General features: G+C 55.4%; 11 protein-coding genes. 5 read left to right on the top strand and 6 right to left on the bottom strand.

The features are described from left to right. Positions 1-75: 75 nt before the first annotated feature. From KXR87_RS18010 to KXR87_RS18030, 5 genes are all read right to left on the bottom strand, one after another. Complete coding sequence (locus KXR87_RS18010; RefSeq protein ID WP_437433580.1) at positions 76-1,110, bottom strand: substrate-binding domain-containing protein; 1,035 nt, start codon at positions 1,108-1,110, stop codon at positions 76-78. A gap of 29 nt (positions 1,111-1,139) precedes the next feature. Beyond that, a complete protein-coding gene (locus KXR87_RS18015; protein ID WP_437433581.1) occupies positions 1,140-2,549 on the bottom strand; it encodes a sucrose-6-phosphate hydrolase in 1,410 nt (469 codons plus the stop codon). Continuing rightward, positions 2,549-3,919 (bottom strand): sucrose-specific PTS transporter subunit IIBC, encoded by a 1,371-nt coding sequence (locus KXR87_RS18020; protein WP_437433582.1) that lies wholly within the window; start codon positions 3,917-3,919, stop codon positions 2,549-2,551. The genes KXR87_RS18015 and KXR87_RS18020 overlap by 1 nt, the downstream gene beginning before the upstream one ends. 67 nt (positions 3,920-3,986) lie before the next feature. Continuing rightward, positions 3,987-5,504, bottom strand: coding sequence for a carbohydrate porin (locus KXR87_RS18025; RefSeq protein WP_437433583.1), 1,518 nt, complete (start codon positions 5,502-5,504; stop codon positions 3,987-3,989). Positions 5,505-5,651: 147 nt separating this feature from the next. Further along, the gene (locus KXR87_RS18030) at positions 5,652-6,578 is read right to left on the bottom strand and encodes an aminoimidazole riboside kinase (RefSeq protein ID WP_437433584.1); all 927 of its coding nucleotides are present in this window, start codon (positions 6,576-6,578) and stop codon (positions 5,652-5,654) included. Between the two features lie 259 nt (positions 6,579-6,837). Between KXR87_RS18030 and KXR87_RS18035 the strand changes: the two genes are divergently transcribed. The 4 genes from KXR87_RS18035 (at position 6,838) to fucR (ending at position 10,184) form a co-directional block, all read left to right on the top strand. After that, on the top strand, positions 6,838-7,392 hold the full coding sequence (locus tag KXR87_RS18035) for a DsbA family protein (protein WP_437433585.1): 555 nt from the start codon (positions 6,838-6,840) through the stop codon (positions 7,390-7,392). An 89-nt stretch (positions 7,393-7,481) separates the two neighbouring features. Beyond that, positions 7,482-8,348, top strand: coding sequence for a glutathione-dependent disulfide-bond oxidoreductase (yghU, locus tag KXR87_RS18040; RefSeq protein WP_437433586.1), 867 nt, complete (start codon positions 7,482-7,484; stop codon positions 8,346-8,348). Positions 8,349-8,478: 130 nt separating this feature from the next. Then, the gene (locus KXR87_RS18045; RefSeq protein ID WP_437433587.1) at positions 8,479-9,465 is read left to right on the top strand and encodes a diguanylate cyclase domain-containing protein; all 987 of its coding nucleotides are present in this window, start codon (positions 8,479-8,481) and stop codon (positions 9,463-9,465) included. Continuing rightward, a complete protein-coding gene (gene fucR / locus KXR87_RS18050; protein ID WP_437433588.1) occupies positions 9,462-10,184 on the top strand; it encodes an L-fucose operon activator in 723 nt (240 codons plus the stop codon). Before KXR87_RS18045 ends, fucR begins: the two co-directional genes overlap by 4 nt. A gap of 191 nt (positions 10,185-10,375) precedes the next feature. Here fucR and KXR87_RS18055 read toward each other — a convergent pair whose 3' ends face one another. Then, positions 10,376-12,025 (bottom strand): methyl-accepting chemotaxis protein, encoded by a 1,650-nt coding sequence (locus KXR87_RS18055; protein ID WP_437433589.1) that lies wholly within the window; start codon positions 12,023-12,025, stop codon positions 10,376-10,378. A gap of 1,192 nt (positions 12,026-13,217) precedes the next feature. Here KXR87_RS18055 and KXR87_RS18060 point away from each other — a divergent pair. After that, positions 13,218-14,261, top strand: coding sequence for an aldo/keto reductase (locus tag KXR87_RS18060; protein ID WP_437433590.1), 1,044 nt, complete (start codon positions 13,218-13,220; stop codon positions 14,259-14,261). Positions 14,262-15,134: the final 873 nt, after the last annotated feature.

The following is a 15,134-nucleotide window of genomic DNA, read 5'->3' on the forward strand; positions in this document are numbered from 1 at the left end:
AAAAGCAGGGAATCTCAGGTGAGGAGTACCCACATTGGCGTCACTGCATCTGGACTGTGGGCACTGATAATCAGATTAAGGAATGCGATCGGCTTGTTTCAGTTGCGCGTTACGCAGGCGCAGGGTCGCGGGCAAAATACGTTGCTGTTCGGCCGGCTCATTACCCTCAATCAGGCCGGTGATAAGGTCGAAACAGTCATACGCCAGGCGCGGAATGTTCTGCTCAACGGTATCAATACTCAGCGACAGCGAGTCATAAAGATAGTGGTCATCAAAGCTGGCAATGTGGATATCGCTTTCCAGCAGATGGTGCTGGCTCATATAACGCAGTACCCCTTCCAGCAGTCCGCATGCCGCAGTAAACAGGGCTTTTGGCGGGCGTCCCAGCTTCGCGCAGAGGGCGGCAAACATTTCGTAGCCGCTGCTCGGATGATAATTGCCATGAATAATCCACTCAGGGCGCAGCGTCACACCTGCTCTTTCCAGACCTTGCATGAAGCCCGTCAGGCGATCTTTGGTGGGTGACAGTCGCGGTTGCCCGCCCAGGAAGTAGATTTCGTCAGGATGAGCGCGGGCCAGTCGTTCTACCAGGTCGGCGGTTGGCGTCACCGCGTCGGTGATGACCAGCGGCAAAGGCGTGCTGTTCATATAGCGGTCGAACAGCACAACCGGAAGTTGCTCGCTGAGCTTCAGGTAATCGGCATCGTTGAGCATACTGGAGGCGACAATCAGCCCATCCACCTGGCGGGAGACCAGATTGTTAACCACGACAGATTCCTGACTGGCGTTTTCATCGGTACAGGAGATAAGAAGCTGTAACCCCGCCTCACGGCACAGGTTCTCCAGCTCATGAGAAAAGGCAGCAAACCCGTGGTTGATGATTTCAGGCACCACCAGCCCCAGCGTATGGCTGCGATCCTCGCGCAGCAGCCGGGCATGAATACTCGGCTGATAATGGTGCTGCTGAGCAAGCGAAAGCACACGCTGACGGGTTTCCTGCGCCACGCGTAACTCTTTACCTCGTCCATTGAGCACCAGGCTGGCGGTGGCTTTTGAGACACCCGCCAGCGCGGCGATATCAGTGATGGTAACGCGTTTTGTTTTTCTCACGACAATGCATCGGTTAATGAAACAAGCCGTTATTCTACCATGCAAGGGCGTAACGACCAGTATTGCGCCCGCACTTCTCCACGTCCTTCAAAGGTTAATTGTGCAGGATGTGACGGAAAATAACGGCTGCTCATGACACCCGCACCGTCATTGATGAAGATCTCAACGCTTGAGTGGTCACAGAGGATCTGAAGTTTGTACGCCTCCCCCTGCCAGAACCGCGAGAGCCACTCGCCGTTCTCCAGACTCCGGCGGTCAAGTCGCAGCTGGTTTTTATGCCAGTGCAAGAGCAACGTATCGCCGAAGTTCAGCGTCAGCTCGCCTTCACTTTCCACAACCACTTCCAGACGTTGTGCGTCGATGCTGGGTGCATTATCCGCCGGACCTGCAAAATGGTGTTCCGCTTCGCGCAGCGCCTGCAGCTCCCGCACCGGCTGTTGATACAGCCTGCCGTCGCGGGAGGAGAGTTCGCGCACGCAGGTCATTTGATGGATCCAGCCCTGTGCGACCGTAGGCTGGCGCATCTCTTCGCCATCCGGCACACCCATCCAGCCCACCAGCAGACGTCGACCGTCGGCGCTTTGGGTGGTTTGCGGTGCGTAAAACTCAAACCCGGCGTCGAGTTCATGCAGCTCGCCGTGTGCAAATGTCGCCTGCTCAGGGGAAAAGGTCCCGCTGAGGTACGCACTCGGATGGGTATTGAGGAAACGGAACTCTTCGCGGGCCACCCCTTGCGGGCAGCATATCAGGAAGGTGTCCGCCCCCAGGGTGAACAGGTCCGGGCACTCCCACATGTACCCTGCGTCTCCTAGCCCCCCGAGGCCGCTACCCGCCAGTTCACCGAGCAGCTGCCACTGGTGCAAATCGTCTGAACGCAGCAGCAGTACCTTGCCCTGTCGCGCCAGATCCTGAGCGCCCAGCACCATATACCACTGATTTTCATGGCGCCAGAGTTTCGGATCTCTGACATGCCCGGTGTAGCCTTCCGGCAACGCTATCACCGGCCCGAGCTTATCAAAGCCCCCTTCGGCGTTCTGCACCGCCAGGCACTGCCACGCCGTGCGCCCGCCGTCAGCGAATTTGACGTTGCCGGTGTAGCACAGCGTCAGTTCGCCCTGATTGTCGACCGCGCTGCCGGAGTAACAGCCGCTGCGGTCATACTCGTCAACCGGCATCAGGGCTAACGGCTCATGCTGCCAGTGCAGCAAATCCGCCGAACTCCAGTGGCCCCAGCACTTGTGGTTATGCTGACAGCCGAGCGGATTCCACTGATAGAACAGATGAAACCGCCCCTGGAAATGGATAAAGCCGTTAGGGTCATTCAACAGCCCGGTCACCGGAGCCAGATGCCAGGCCGGATAGTGGCTGTCACGCAGCGCTTTCGGTTGCCCTTTCAGCACTGACAGTAAAATCTCCGGCAACAGGGTGGATGCAGTCATTATTCCGAGTCCGTTTTGTATTTAAGCAGATAAGAGATAACAAAGGCGACGCTGAAGGCAATCACCATCCCTATAGCATAATTCAGCAGCGAACTGGCCTGCACAATCGCCATTCCCGGAATGCCGGTCAGGCCAACAGCAGTCATGTAGACATGGACGGAAACCACCCAGGCCCCACCCACTGCACCGCCGATCAGCGCCGCAATAAAGGGTTTCACAAACCGCAGGTTGATACCAAAAATGGCCGCTTCGGTAATGCCGAGCACTGCGGAAAACGCCGAGGGCAGCGTGATGGCTTTAATTTTCGCATCTTTGGTTTTGAACCACACCGCCAGACAGGCCCCGCCCTGCGCGACGTTAGCCATCGCCCAGATGGGCAGCAGGAAATTCACGCCAATAGAGGGATTGCCCAGCAATCCGGCTTCAATAGCATGGAAACTGTGGTGCACACCGGTGATAACAATCACCGAGTAAAGCCCGCCGAACAGTAACCCGGCCAGCCAGCCCGCATGCGTAATAAGAGTACTCAGCACAAAGGAGATACCGTCACCCAGCGCACGACCCGCCGGGCCGATGACCAGCATTGCAACGAAACCGGTAATAATGACCGTCAAAAATGGCGTCAGAATCAGATCCAGCGCATCCGGGATCATCCGGCGAAGCTGCTTTTCGATGATGCTCATAAACCAGACGGCAAGCAGCACCGGGAAGACGGTGCCCTGATAGCCGATCATCGCCACGTCGATACCAAAAAAGTTCATGGTATGGAAGCCGGCGGCCACGCCCCAGGCGTTGGTCAGCGCCGGGTGGGTCAGAATGCCGCCCAGCGTCGCGCCCAGATAAGGGTTACCACCAAATTCCCGCGCGGCGGTAAAGCCAATCAGGATAGGCAGAATGATGAATGCCGCCGAGCTGAACATGTCCAGCATGATGTAGAGCGCATTTTCCGGGTTCACCCAACCGTAGGTTTTCACCATCCCGAGCAGCCCCATCAGCAAACCCGAGGCCACAATGGCCGGGATGATGGGGACGAAAATATTGGACAACAAACGGGCCACGCGCTGGAACGGATTCAGTTTACGGGCAGCGATGGCGGCAGCTTCTGATTTGCTCGTTTCACCAATACCGGCTTCCTTGATGAACGCGGCGTAGACTTTGTTCACCACGCCAGTGCCAAAAATCACCTGTAGCTGACCGGCGTTACGAAAGCAGCCTTTCACTCCATCAATTTTGCCGATTGCGGTGGTGTCCGCTTTGGCATCTTCCGCCAGCACCAGACGCAGTCGCGTGGCGCAGTGCGCAGCACTGACGATATTGTCCTTGCCGCCCAGCAGCGGTAAGAGCGACCGGGAAATCTGTTCGAAATCCATATAAACCTCTGTTTTTGAAAATTTATAATAATTAGCGCGTCAAAAGCCCCTTACCGGGGCTTGATTATCAGAACCAGGTTTCCATCTGCACGCCGAAGGTCCACTCGCCGCCAGACTTAAAGCCGCTGCTGCCGAGCGCATCATCGCTGGCGTAGTGGTCGAGCTTATGATCCCAGTCCATCCAGGAGGCAAAGAGACGCAGTTCCGGGCGTTTCAGGAACTCGCCCACGTCTCCCGCTTTCAGCGTTGGCGCCACGGTCAGTTTGTAGAAGCTGCCGTTCACCGCGTTACGGCTGTTGTAGCCCTCAGGCTTGAGATCCATGTACTGATAGCTGCCTTCGTACTGCATCTCGAAGTTTTGCGTCAGCTCCTGAATCAGGCGCATGTTAAAGGTCGCCCACTCGTAGCTGTCACCTTTGACGTAGCGATCTTTGCTGCTCTGGGCCAGCACCGCCGGCGCAATGTGCCAGCCTCCCCCCAGCGGCGTCATGCCGTAGGTCGCCAGACGCCAGGTGTCCGCCTGCGGTAACAGTGCGCCATCAGAGCCTACGGCTTTCACTTCAGCGCCGAGGCCATGACCATACAGCAGCGCCGTTTTCGACGACCCCTCACCCAGGCCGTAGAAGCTCTCGTTATGCAGCCCTAACAGGGCATGAACACCGGTGTTCGCCGCATCGCTTTTTACTTTATTGCCGTCATTGTCGAGACGATCATCGTTATCTTTCGCCCGCATACCGCTGACCATCATCTGCACCGGGCCAACGTAGTTATTCAGCGTCAGAATGTAGTTCTGGGCGTTGTTTTCACTGTTCTCGATGTCGCCAAAGGTGCGTCCATAGAGAGAGAAGTTGCTGCGCGCGTTGTCGCTCCACTTCATGTCATAGATACCGGCCCCGGTCCCGGCGAGAAACACCACGTCCGAGTCTATCCAGTGGATATCGAAGTTATCGCGGTCAAAACGCTTACCGGCCCAGACCGTGGAATCCTTAAATGCGCCGGTGAACGTCGGCAGATGGCCCAGTTCGGTAAACGCCTGACGCAGATTGAGATCGCTGCTGGAGGCCGTCCAGTCGTTATAGCTGCGCTGCCCGTCGGCCAGCATCACCTTAAAGCGGGTAGTGGCGCCACTGGCGAGCGTCTGTTTATGCTCAAGATTCAACTCGACATAGGTGTCCGGCTCGTTACCCAGACGCCCGACATGCCCGCCGGTTTGCCCCGCTGGCGTCATTGAAGGTCCCCCCTGGGTTTTGGCCGCCGAGTCACTCATCAGCAGGCCTGAACGGGCATAGCCGTGAAACTCGAACCCACCCTCCCCGGTGGATCTCTGCTCCAGCTGGGTGGTGCGCTGCGCAACCTCTGCCGTGGTGGTTTGCGTTTTCTGCTGCTCTGCCGCCAGGTTTTTAGCCTGTAGCTCCGCAGCTTCGGCTCTTTTCTCGGCGTGAGTGGCTCGTTGTTCCGCTGCCTGCAGACGTTGCTCCAGCGCCGCAAGACGCGCTTCGATACTGTTCATGCCCGGATCTGCCGCCAGCGCAGACCCCGATCCCATTAACAAACCAAGCGTGATAGCGAGCGTACTTTTTTTCATTATTTTTGCGTCCCTATGAAAGAGGTAAAGGTGCTGAACTTTTGCTAAACCGGTTTAGGCGCGAATCATAATCCTGGATAATTTCATCGTGCAAACAAATTAGCTAAACCGGTTTAGTGAATGTGAGGAGGGTCGCAAATCCTGACGTCAGCCCTGAGGAGATAACAGCGCGTCCAGGCGGGGTAGCGCCGTCATCGCCCCTTTCGCCGTGGTTGCCAGCGCTCCGCAGCGCTGCGCATTTTTCAGGTAAGCCGCCAGTTGTGGTTCACTCTGCGGCAGGCCTCCCTGCGCCAGCCCCCATAACAGCCCGGCGACAAAGGCATCTCCGGCCCCCGTCGTATCGACGCTTTTCACCGGGGTGCCGGGGTAGTGAAAAATGTCGCCCTGAAAGAGTGCCAGCACCCCGGCTTTTCCCTGGGTGACCAGCAGAAGCTTGATAGCAAAACGCGCTGCCAGTGTTTTCATACCACCGGGTAAATCGGAGGAGGCCGTCATAAAAGCCAGCTCCTCTTCAGAGAGCTTGACCACGTCCGCCTGTTCAAGCGCGAGATCCAGACTGCGGTGCAGTACCTGCGGATCCGGCCAGAGATCGGTTCGAATATTAGGGTCAAAACTGACGAATCCGCCGGCCTCCCGCATACGCTGCATGGCGAGCAGCGTGGTGGAGCGTGAAGGTTCGGAAGAGAGGGCAATAGAACAGCTATGCAGCCACTCTCCCTGCTGAAAGAGCGGCAAATCATCGGCCTGCAAGAAAAGATCGGCACTCGGGCGCACCATGAACGTAAAGGAACGCTCCCCGTGATCGTCAAGGTCGACGACCACAGTTGAGGTGCGTCGGGCCTCGTCAAAGGTCATATAGTTGGTATTCACTCTCTCCTCGCGCAGCGTGGCGTGCATGAACTGGCCGAAGGGGTCCTGCCCCACCCTGCCAATAAAGCCACTGTTGCCCCCCAGTCTTGCAATGCCAACGGCCACATTGGCCGGAGCCCCACCCGCACACTGTTTTAAACGATCCTCGCCTTCCGGCAAGAGATCCACAACGGCGTCACCCAGACACCAGACTTGAGCTGACATAATGTTCTCCCAATAGAATGTATGGCTAAAATTTAATTAAACCGGTTTAGCAAAGCAATCAATTATCCTGATTCAGAAGGATTACGTGCGTTTCCTCACTGTGTCCTGCGTGCGATGAATTGGCTTTTTGGGCGGTTAAGGGGCAGAAAAAAGCCAGATACAGTAATTCCAGTGCCTCACGAAAACACATCCTGATATTCTCTTTTGTCATTGAAACTCTCACCGTTGCACAACATTGCGTTAACTATCAGGAGTGAACATGAGCCAACCGTTACATGCCGAGCCGCTGATCTGGGGTCACGGCCCACGCACTTTCGAGGTTTTTCTGGAGCCGACCTGCCCCTTCTCCGTACGCGCATTTAACAAGCTGGATGCGCTGTTAAAAGAAGTGGGTGAAGACAAGGTGACGGTAAAAATTCGCCTGCAATCGCAGCCCTGGCATCTCTTCTCCGGGGTGATTGTGCGCTGTATTCTTGCTGCCTCCACCCTGGCCAATGGGCGCGAAGCCGCACACAACGTGATGCAGGCCGTCGCTGACCATCGGGAAGAGTTTGAGTTTACTGACCACTGCAGTGGCCCGAACATGGATACCACGCCGCAGCAGATTATCGAGCGAATCGAAAACTACAGCGGCGTCAAGCTGGGTGAAGCCTTCGCCCGCCCGGAACTGCAGGCCGAAATCAAATGGCACTGCAAATACGCCCGCCAGAATGGCATTCACGTCTCGCCCACTTTTATGGTCAATGGCCTGGTACAGGCGGACCTCGGCAGCGGCGACGATATCAGCACCTGGGCGGCACGCATTCTGGCGTGATACTCAGCGTTAACCCCGGGTGGGGGCAAATGCACCCCGCCTGGCGACTGCTACACTGCTTCAACACCTTAACGAAAAGGCAGGTCAACATGTCAGACAACAACTATCAGCCTCCGAAAGTCTGGACGTGGGATAAGTCCGGCGGCGGCGCATTCGCTAACATTAACCGCCCGATTTCCGGCGCAACACACGATAAAGCGCTCCCCGTTGGTAAGCACCCGCTACAGCTCTACTCGCTTGGCACGCCGAACGGGCAGAAGGTCACTATTCTGCTGGAGGAGCTACTGGCGAAGGGCGTTACCGAAGCGGAGTACGACGCCTGGCTGATTCGCATTGGCGAAGGCGATCAGTTCTCCAGCGGCTTCGTGGACGTGAACCCAAACTCAAAAATCCCGGCCCTGCGTGACCACTCCACCACCCCGCCGACCCGCGTGTTTGAATCCGGCAATATCCTGCTGTACCTCGCAGAGAAATTTGGTCACTTCCTGCCAAAAGATCTCGCCGGGCGCACCGAAACCCTGAACTGGCTGTTCTGGTTACAGGGCTCTGCTCCCTTCCTCGGCGGCGGCTTTGGTCACTTTTACCATTACGCGCCGGTGAAGCTGGAGTACGCCATTAACCGCTTCACCATGGAAGCCAAGCGTCAACTGGATGTGCTCGATAAGCAACTGGCAGAGCATCGCTATGTGGCCGGCGATGAGTACACCATTGCCGATATGGCTATCTGGCCGTGGTATGGCAACGTGGTACTGGGCAATGTTTATGATGCCGATACCTTCCTTGAAGCCGGTAGCTACACCCATGTGCTGCGCTGGGCGAAAGAGGTGGCAGCCCGCCCGGCAGTCATTCGTGGACGTATGGTCAACCGCACCTTCGGCGAACCGGGCGAACAGCTGCATGAGCGTCACGATGCCAGCGATTTTGACACCCAAACCGAAGATAAACGCAACGGCTAACCCTTCTCTCCCGGGCACCCTTCTGCCCGGGATCTCCCTTTTTTCCTCACCTGACTGTTTTTCTCACATCATATTTACATCCCTGAAATAACTGGTAAGAATGCCTTTTATTTATTCATAAACACGGCAAATGTCTGAAAGCGCGCTAAAACAGCAGATCCTCAATCTGAAAAAGCATAACGCACGCCTGGTGCGGATAGCGCGTGACGCCCGGAGCAAGCTCAGTGCTGCGCTGGACGGCACCGGGCTGTGTTTGTGGCAACTTGATATCCCAAGCGGAAAGTTGATTATTTTCAACCGCCGCTGGGGCTCGATGCTGGGCTACCAGCCGAAAGAGCTCAGCGCCCGCTTTGAGGTCTGGCGGGAGCACCTTCATCCGGAGGATCGGGGGTGGGTGCTGGACGCGTTTTATGGTCATCTCGATGGAAAAACCCCGTTTTATGAGGCGCTGCACCGCATGCAGCATAAAAACGGCACTGTCACCTGGGTGCTGGATCGCGGACGGGTTAGTCAATGGGATGAAAACGGTAGGCCGCTTACGGTCACCGGCACCCATATCGATATGACTAAAGAAAAACAGTACGAAGAGCAGCTCGCGGTGCTGGCAAATCATGACCCGTTAACGGGTCTTGCTAATCGCCATGCGTTGGTCAAACATTTTGATGAACTAAAGCAGGCCGGGCCGCTTTGCATCGCCTTTATCGATCTTGATGATTTTAAAGTGGTAAACGATACCCTTGGGCACCGCAGCGGCGACGAGTTGCTTATCCAGCTCAGTCTGCGTCTGCGTGAAGCCTGCCCGGAGGGCACGGTGGTCGGCCGCCTGGGCGGTGATGAATTTGTGCTGCTTCTTCCCTTTGCTGCCGGTAGCCTTGCGATACAACGCGCCGCACATCACTGCCTTCAGGCTGCTCTGATGCCCTTTGAACTGGACAATGGCGATGCCAGCGTAGGGGCCTCAGTCGGGATCGATGAGGTGCACCCAACGGATGATTTTGTGAATGCCCTCAAACGCGCCGATATGGCGATGTACCACATTAAGCACTCGGGTAAGAATGGCGCGGCGGTGGGGAAAACGGTGCTCTCTCTCCCCCCGGTTGAGAGGGTTGTGCAATGAAGATCACCCGCCAGCAGGCCCTTTTGCAGCTTCTGAACGATCATGAAACCTTAACGACCACGGCCCTGGCCGGACAGCTCGGGGTGAGCCTTGAGACGATACGACGGGATCTGAAAACCCTGCAAACCGAGGGAAAAATCATCCGGCGACACGGTCGTGCCAGGCGTCTGCACAATGCACAAAACGACAGTGGTGAGCCGTTCTATAACCGCCTGAAAAGCCATTATGCTGATAAGGCCGACATTGCCCGTCACGCCCTGAACTGGATAGTACCTGGCATGACCCTGGCGCTGGATGCCAGTTCGACCTGTTTTCACCTCGCCAAACAGTTACCAGATATCCCGCTTACGGTGTTTACCAACAGCGTGCCGGTTTGCCAGGAGATGGCGCGCCGCGAAAACATCCATTTGATCTGTTCCGGCGGTGAACTGGATCGCCGATCCCGCTGCTACGTTAACGCCGTACTGCCCACTATGCTCAAATCGCTGGAGACGGACCTGTTTATCTTCTCCTGCGAAGGCGTTGACGCTAACGGGGAGATGTGGGATTCAACCCACAGCAACGCCCGCTTTAAAACGCTGTTGTTAAAAAGGGCGCACCAGTCGCTGCTGTTGATTGATAAAAGCAAGTTTTATCGTGCCGGGGAAGCCAGAATTGGCAATCTGTCGCTGGTTACGCAAATGGTGACAGACGCGAAGCCTGATGCCGCTTCGCGCTGATGTTATAAGGACATGACCAGACGTTACAGGCCTAAAGCCTCGCGTAGCGTCAGTACAACATGGTGACATGGTTTGCACGCGGCCAGTCCTTAAGCCTCACCATCAACTCTTTGCCAACCGCTTTTTCACGCTTTTGCACCCATCGCTACATAAAACATCACATAGCGACAGGCTGAGCGGTAGCCGCTTATTTAGAAAGCCACCCATTCATCCGTAGATGCCGTGCTGCTTTTTGGCGCAGTGCGCAGCACCGGCGATTTTAGCGGAGCCGGGGTAACTACGGTCTGGCGATCATCATCTGACAAACGGAACTGCTGGACAGCGCGCTGCAACTCTTCCGTCTGTCGGGCAAGTGCGGCAGCAGCCGTTGAAACCTCTTCCACCAGCGTCGCGTTCTGCTGCGTCACGTTATCCATCTGGGAGATCGCAACGCCGACCTGAGAGATACCTTTACTCTGCTCAGCTGACGCTGACGCAATCTGTTTCATGATGGTAGTCACTTCAGTAACCGCACGTAAAATGCCTTCCATCGTGGTGCCGGTATCGCTGACCAGTTTGGCACCTTTATTCACGCGGGTAACCGAATCGGCGATCAGCGTTTCAATCTCTTTGGCAGCACCCGCACTGCGGCTGGCAAGGTTACGAACTTCACCTGCAACCACCGCAAAACCACGCCCCTGCTCCCCCGCTCGCGCCGCTTCTACCGCCGCGTTAAGCGCAAGAATGTTGGTCTGGAAAGCAATGCTGTTTATCACGGTTGTGATTTCGGCGATTTTCTTCGAACTGTCGGAGATGCCCGCCATAGTGCTGATGACCTCATCAACCAGTTCGCCACCTTTGCTGGCCGTGGTAGAGGCGACATCCGCAAGCTCGCTTGCCTGGTTGGCGTTTTCGGCGTTCAGCTTCACGGTTGCGGTAAGCTGCTCCATGCTGGCGGCCGTCTCTTCCAGCGCAGCGGCCTGCTCTTCGGTACGCGAAGAGAGATCGTTGTTGCCGCTGGAGATTTCGGTCGCGCCACGCCAGATGTTGTCACTACCCTGACGGATAGTACTGACCGCATCACGCAGACTATCCTGCATGGCACGCAGCAGCGGAACGACACGCCCAACACAGTTACGACCAAAGTCCTGGATTGGCTGACTCAGATCGCCCTGCGCCATTTTCGTGAAGTGATCACGAATAATATCCAGAGGACGAACCAGCGTGGTAACCAGATAACGATCGGTAAACAGCAGGATCAGGATCCCGAGCACCATTGCGGCAATAATAACGGTACGCATCACCGTGGTCTGACTATCGACCAACACGCGCGTGGTGTCGAGACTGTCGCTGGCGGCCTTATTAAAGCTGTCGGCAGCCGAACCGAAAGCACGGCTTAATGCCGGCGTCACGTTATTCGCCTGCTGGCGATACGCCTCGACCGAACCTTGTTGTGCCGCCTGCATCTGCGGAGTCACGCCCTGGTCCAGCAGCCCCTGCCAGGCGCTGATGACCTGCTCAGATACTTTTGGATCCATCGGGCCCGGAGAGATGGCCTTAAAGTCCGCCAGCTTCTTTGACATCCCGTCGAGAGCCTGCTGAACCGGCCCAAAGTCCACCGTACCGCCAGCGGATTTGGTTTCCATCACACGCCCTAAGCGGGTGACGAAGCGAAAGTACTGATCATTGCCCTGGCTGAGTAATGTCATTTGTGACACGAGTTGACGATCAATCTCGTTGCCCTCTGCCACTTTCGAAAGTGAATAAATACTATACAAACCGACGCCAGACCACAGCAGGCCAAAAATGCCCAGGATCACCAGCATGACGATTCGGATAGTAAAGTTTTGAAGCATACGCATATTTATTTTCCTTGCCGTGAAGGTACATTCCCACTTTGAAGTGGGACTTACCTCCGTTATCGGCACGTTTTAGAGAAGTTGTATGGGTCTAAGAAAAAATTTTGATCATAAAACAGGCAGGCAGAAACCTTTATGTTTATAAGATGAAAAATAGGCCAGAATCATATTTTGTAAACTACTGGAGCAATTTATTGTTCATTCGGAAATGATAGTACCACCCCGAAACTACAGGTAACCCTATAATATTAATGGAAAAATATTATTAAAACCTCTCAACACATCCGTAAAAATCATCTTCCTGTTTATTTTTAATAGTTTCAAAATACCGGATTAAAGACAGCGCAAATTAATTAAACCCCCTACCTTAACCAGGCCACATTAAATAAAAAACCACACCCCCACCCACCCTTAAAATTAAAAATAATGCACAATTAAAACCTGTTTAAGTAATTACTAAAGAGGTCAACAAACGCATCATAAATAAGAGTTAAGCGCCGTTAAATACCCATTCACTCATCCTTAACAATCTTAACACTACGGGAATGATCATTTTTGCAATAGTTCCACTTCAGCATGGAAACCCGGCAAAGCCAGTGCTGGCGCGGGCTGCAGAGCAGGCTTTAACAGCAAGGTTATATACCCAGGAATTTTCGTAGAAAAGTCGGCACGCTGACCCTATTTTCGGCTGCACTCAGGAGTGGTATATGCGTGGCGAAGAAACGTTTTACCGCTCACACTTTCGACCTCATCGGGTATAAGAATTTTCTCAGGAAGAAGTGAGTGCCGAAGGCAATTTGTCCAGGATTTGTCGTTTCCGGTGAGTTAAAAATGAAGAGGCTTACCAGGTCTATTTTCCTACCCGACGCCCCCAGGCGGAAATATCATAAAAGGCTTCCAGAACTTACCAAAAACCTCGCATCCGCAAGCAGATTAAACCAGGTGGTGAACCCTGTGCTGAAATTATGCCCCTGGAGTTTAACCAGAACAGGAAACGTCCAGGAGCTGGCGGGTTACACCCGGAGCAGCGTCCCGCCAGGCGTGCCAGTCGCTTGCGGGCCTGTAGATGTAACAGCCCCGGACTCACTTTTACCCAAAAATCCAACATCGTGACAGGTAAGCGGTTGTTGTGTGATGTCGACGCGATAGAATGGAAACGCTGTTTCGAATTTACATCGACTAAAAAGGAGACATCATGCCCTGGTTTGCTAACCCTGCACGCTATGAACAGATGCAATATCGTTACTGCGGCAAAAGTGGGCTGCGCCTGCCCGCCTTATCACTGGGCTTGTGGCACAGCTTTGGTCACGTCCATGACCTCGAATCCCAGCGAGCCCTTCTGCGTAAGGCTTTTGATTCAGGCATCACCCACTTTGACTTAGCCAATAACTATGGGCCGCCTCCGGGCAGCGCTGAGGAAAACTTTGGCCGCCTGCTGCGTGAGGATTTCGCCGCCTATCGTGATGAACTGATCATCTCCACCAAAGCCGGTTATGACATGTGGCCTGGCCCTTACGGTTCCGGTGGTTCGCGTAAGTATTTGTTAGCCAGTCTGGACCAGAGCCTGTTACGTATGGGGGTGGACTACGTTGATATTTTCTACTCCCACCGTGTTGATGAAAATACGCCGATGGAAGAGACAGCCGCCGCGCTGGCCCATGCGGTACAAAGCGGGAAAGCGTTATATGTCGGCATTTCCTCTTATTCTACGCCGCGTACTCAGGCGATGGTGTCGCTGCTACGCGAGTGGAAAGTGCCGCTATTGATCCACCAGCCATCCTACAACCTGCTCAATCGTTGGGTTGATAAAACCGGGCTTCTGGATACGCTGGAAGAGAATGGCGTTGGCTGTATAGCCTTCACTCCACTGGCGCAGGGGCTGTTAACCGGCAAGTACCTCAATGGTATTCCGGACGGCTCCAGAATGCAGAAAGAGGGCAAAAAGGTGCGCGGCCTTACGGAAAAAATGCTTACTGAAGCGAACCTCAACAGCCTGAAGCTGCTTAATGAGATGGCGGCCGCGCGCGGACAGACCATGGCACAGATGGCGCTAAGCTGGCTGCTGAAAGATTCGCGCGTCACGTCGGTGCTGATTGGTGCTTCTCGTCCAGAGCAACTGGAGGAGAATGTGCTGGCGCTGAATAATCTGACCTTTACGGCTGATGAGCTGGCACGGATTGATAAGCATGTGGCTGATGGAGAGCTGAACCTCTGGCAGGCCTCTTCGGATAAGCAGTAACGCCGTGATTCATGGAAGGTGCCATTTACCATACGCGGCCCCTTCCGGTCACCTCACGAGCAACCCGGACTCGTTTTTCCCCTCGCCTCTGGGGGAAGAGGGGATAGTTCGTGCCCGCACACAATTCCCCCCTCACCCTGGCCCTCTCCCTCAGGGAGAGGGAAATGTTCGTGCCCGTTTGAAACTGCGCCAGCCGTAAGCGGAACGGTTCCGCTTGCCACTTATGGAACTGTTCCGTTCACCTCCTGTGCTAAACCGGGCACGCTTGTCCCCCTCGCCCCTTYGGGGAGAGGGTCGGGGTGAGGGGCAACTCTGGGCGCATGGCTGGAACGATTTCAGCCGTAAAAAGCGCGGTTCCGCTTACCTCCGGTGGAATGGTTCCGTTCACCTCATGTGCTAAACCGGGCACGCTTTTCCCCCTCGCCCCTTCGGGGAGAGGGTCGGGGTGAGGGGAACAGCGGGTGACTGGCTCAAAGGGTTCCGCTAACCGCCGGTGGAATCGTTCCGTTCATCTCACATGCTAAACCGGGCACGCTTTTCCCCCTCGCCCCTTCGGGGAGAGGGTCGGGGTGAGGGGAACAGTGGGTGACTGGCTCAAAGGGTTCCGCTTACCTCCGGTGGAATGGTTCCGTTCACCTCACRTGCTAAACCGGGCACGCTTTTCCCCCTCGCCCCTTCGGGGAGAGGGTCGGGGTGAGGGGAACAGCGGGTGACTGGCCCTAAGGGTTCCGCTGACCTCCGGTGGAATGGTTCCGTTCACCTCATGTGCCGCGCTTCCATGCAGCACCCTCCCCCGTGAACGTGTTAAGGGCGTTCTCCGCCACGCCCTTAACAATCCCGGCTCCCGGCACGAAAACTGCCGCTTCGCGGTGA

The organism is Yokenella regensburgei, assembly GCF_051486985.1.
Classification (GTDB): Bacteria; Pseudomonadota; Gammaproteobacteria; order Enterobacterales; family Enterobacteriaceae; genus CBFFRJ01.

Coding starts and splice junctions, on each gene's coding strand:
- KXR87_RS18015 (WP_437433581.1), bottom strand. CDS start 2,549: ATGACTGCATCCACCCTGTTGCCGGAGATTTTACTGTCAGTGCTGAAA.
- KXR87_RS18020 (WP_437433582.1), bottom strand. CDS start 3,919: ATGGATTTCGAACAGATTTCCCGGTCGCTCTTACCGCTGCTGGGCGGC.
- KXR87_RS18025 (WP_437433583.1), bottom strand. CDS start 5,504: ATGAAAAAAAGTACGCTCGCTATCACGCTTGGTTTGTTAATGGGATCG.
- KXR87_RS18030 (WP_437433584.1), bottom strand. CDS start 6,578: ATGTCAGCTCAAGTCTGGTGTCTGGGTGACGCCGTTGTGGATCTCTTG.
- KXR87_RS18035 (WP_437433585.1), top strand. CDS start 6,838: ATGAGCCAACCGTTACATGCCGAGCCGCTGATCTGGGGTCACGGCCCA.
- yghU (WP_437433586.1), top strand. CDS start 7,482: ATGTCAGACAACAACTATCAGCCTCCGAAAGTCTGGACGTGGGATAAG.
- KXR87_RS18045 (WP_437433587.1), top strand. CDS start 8,479: ATGTCTGAAAGCGCGCTAAAACAGCAGATCCTCAATCTGAAAAAGCAT.
- fucR (WP_437433588.1), top strand. CDS start 9,462: ATGAAGATCACCCGCCAGCAGGCCCTTTTGCAGCTTCTGAACGATCAT.
- KXR87_RS18055 (WP_437433589.1), bottom strand. CDS start 12,025: ATGCGTATGCTTCAAAACTTTACTATCCGAATCGTCATGCTGGTGATC.
- KXR87_RS18060 (WP_437433590.1), top strand. CDS start 13,218: ATGCCCTGGTTTGCTAACCCTGCACGCTATGAACAGATGCAATATCGT.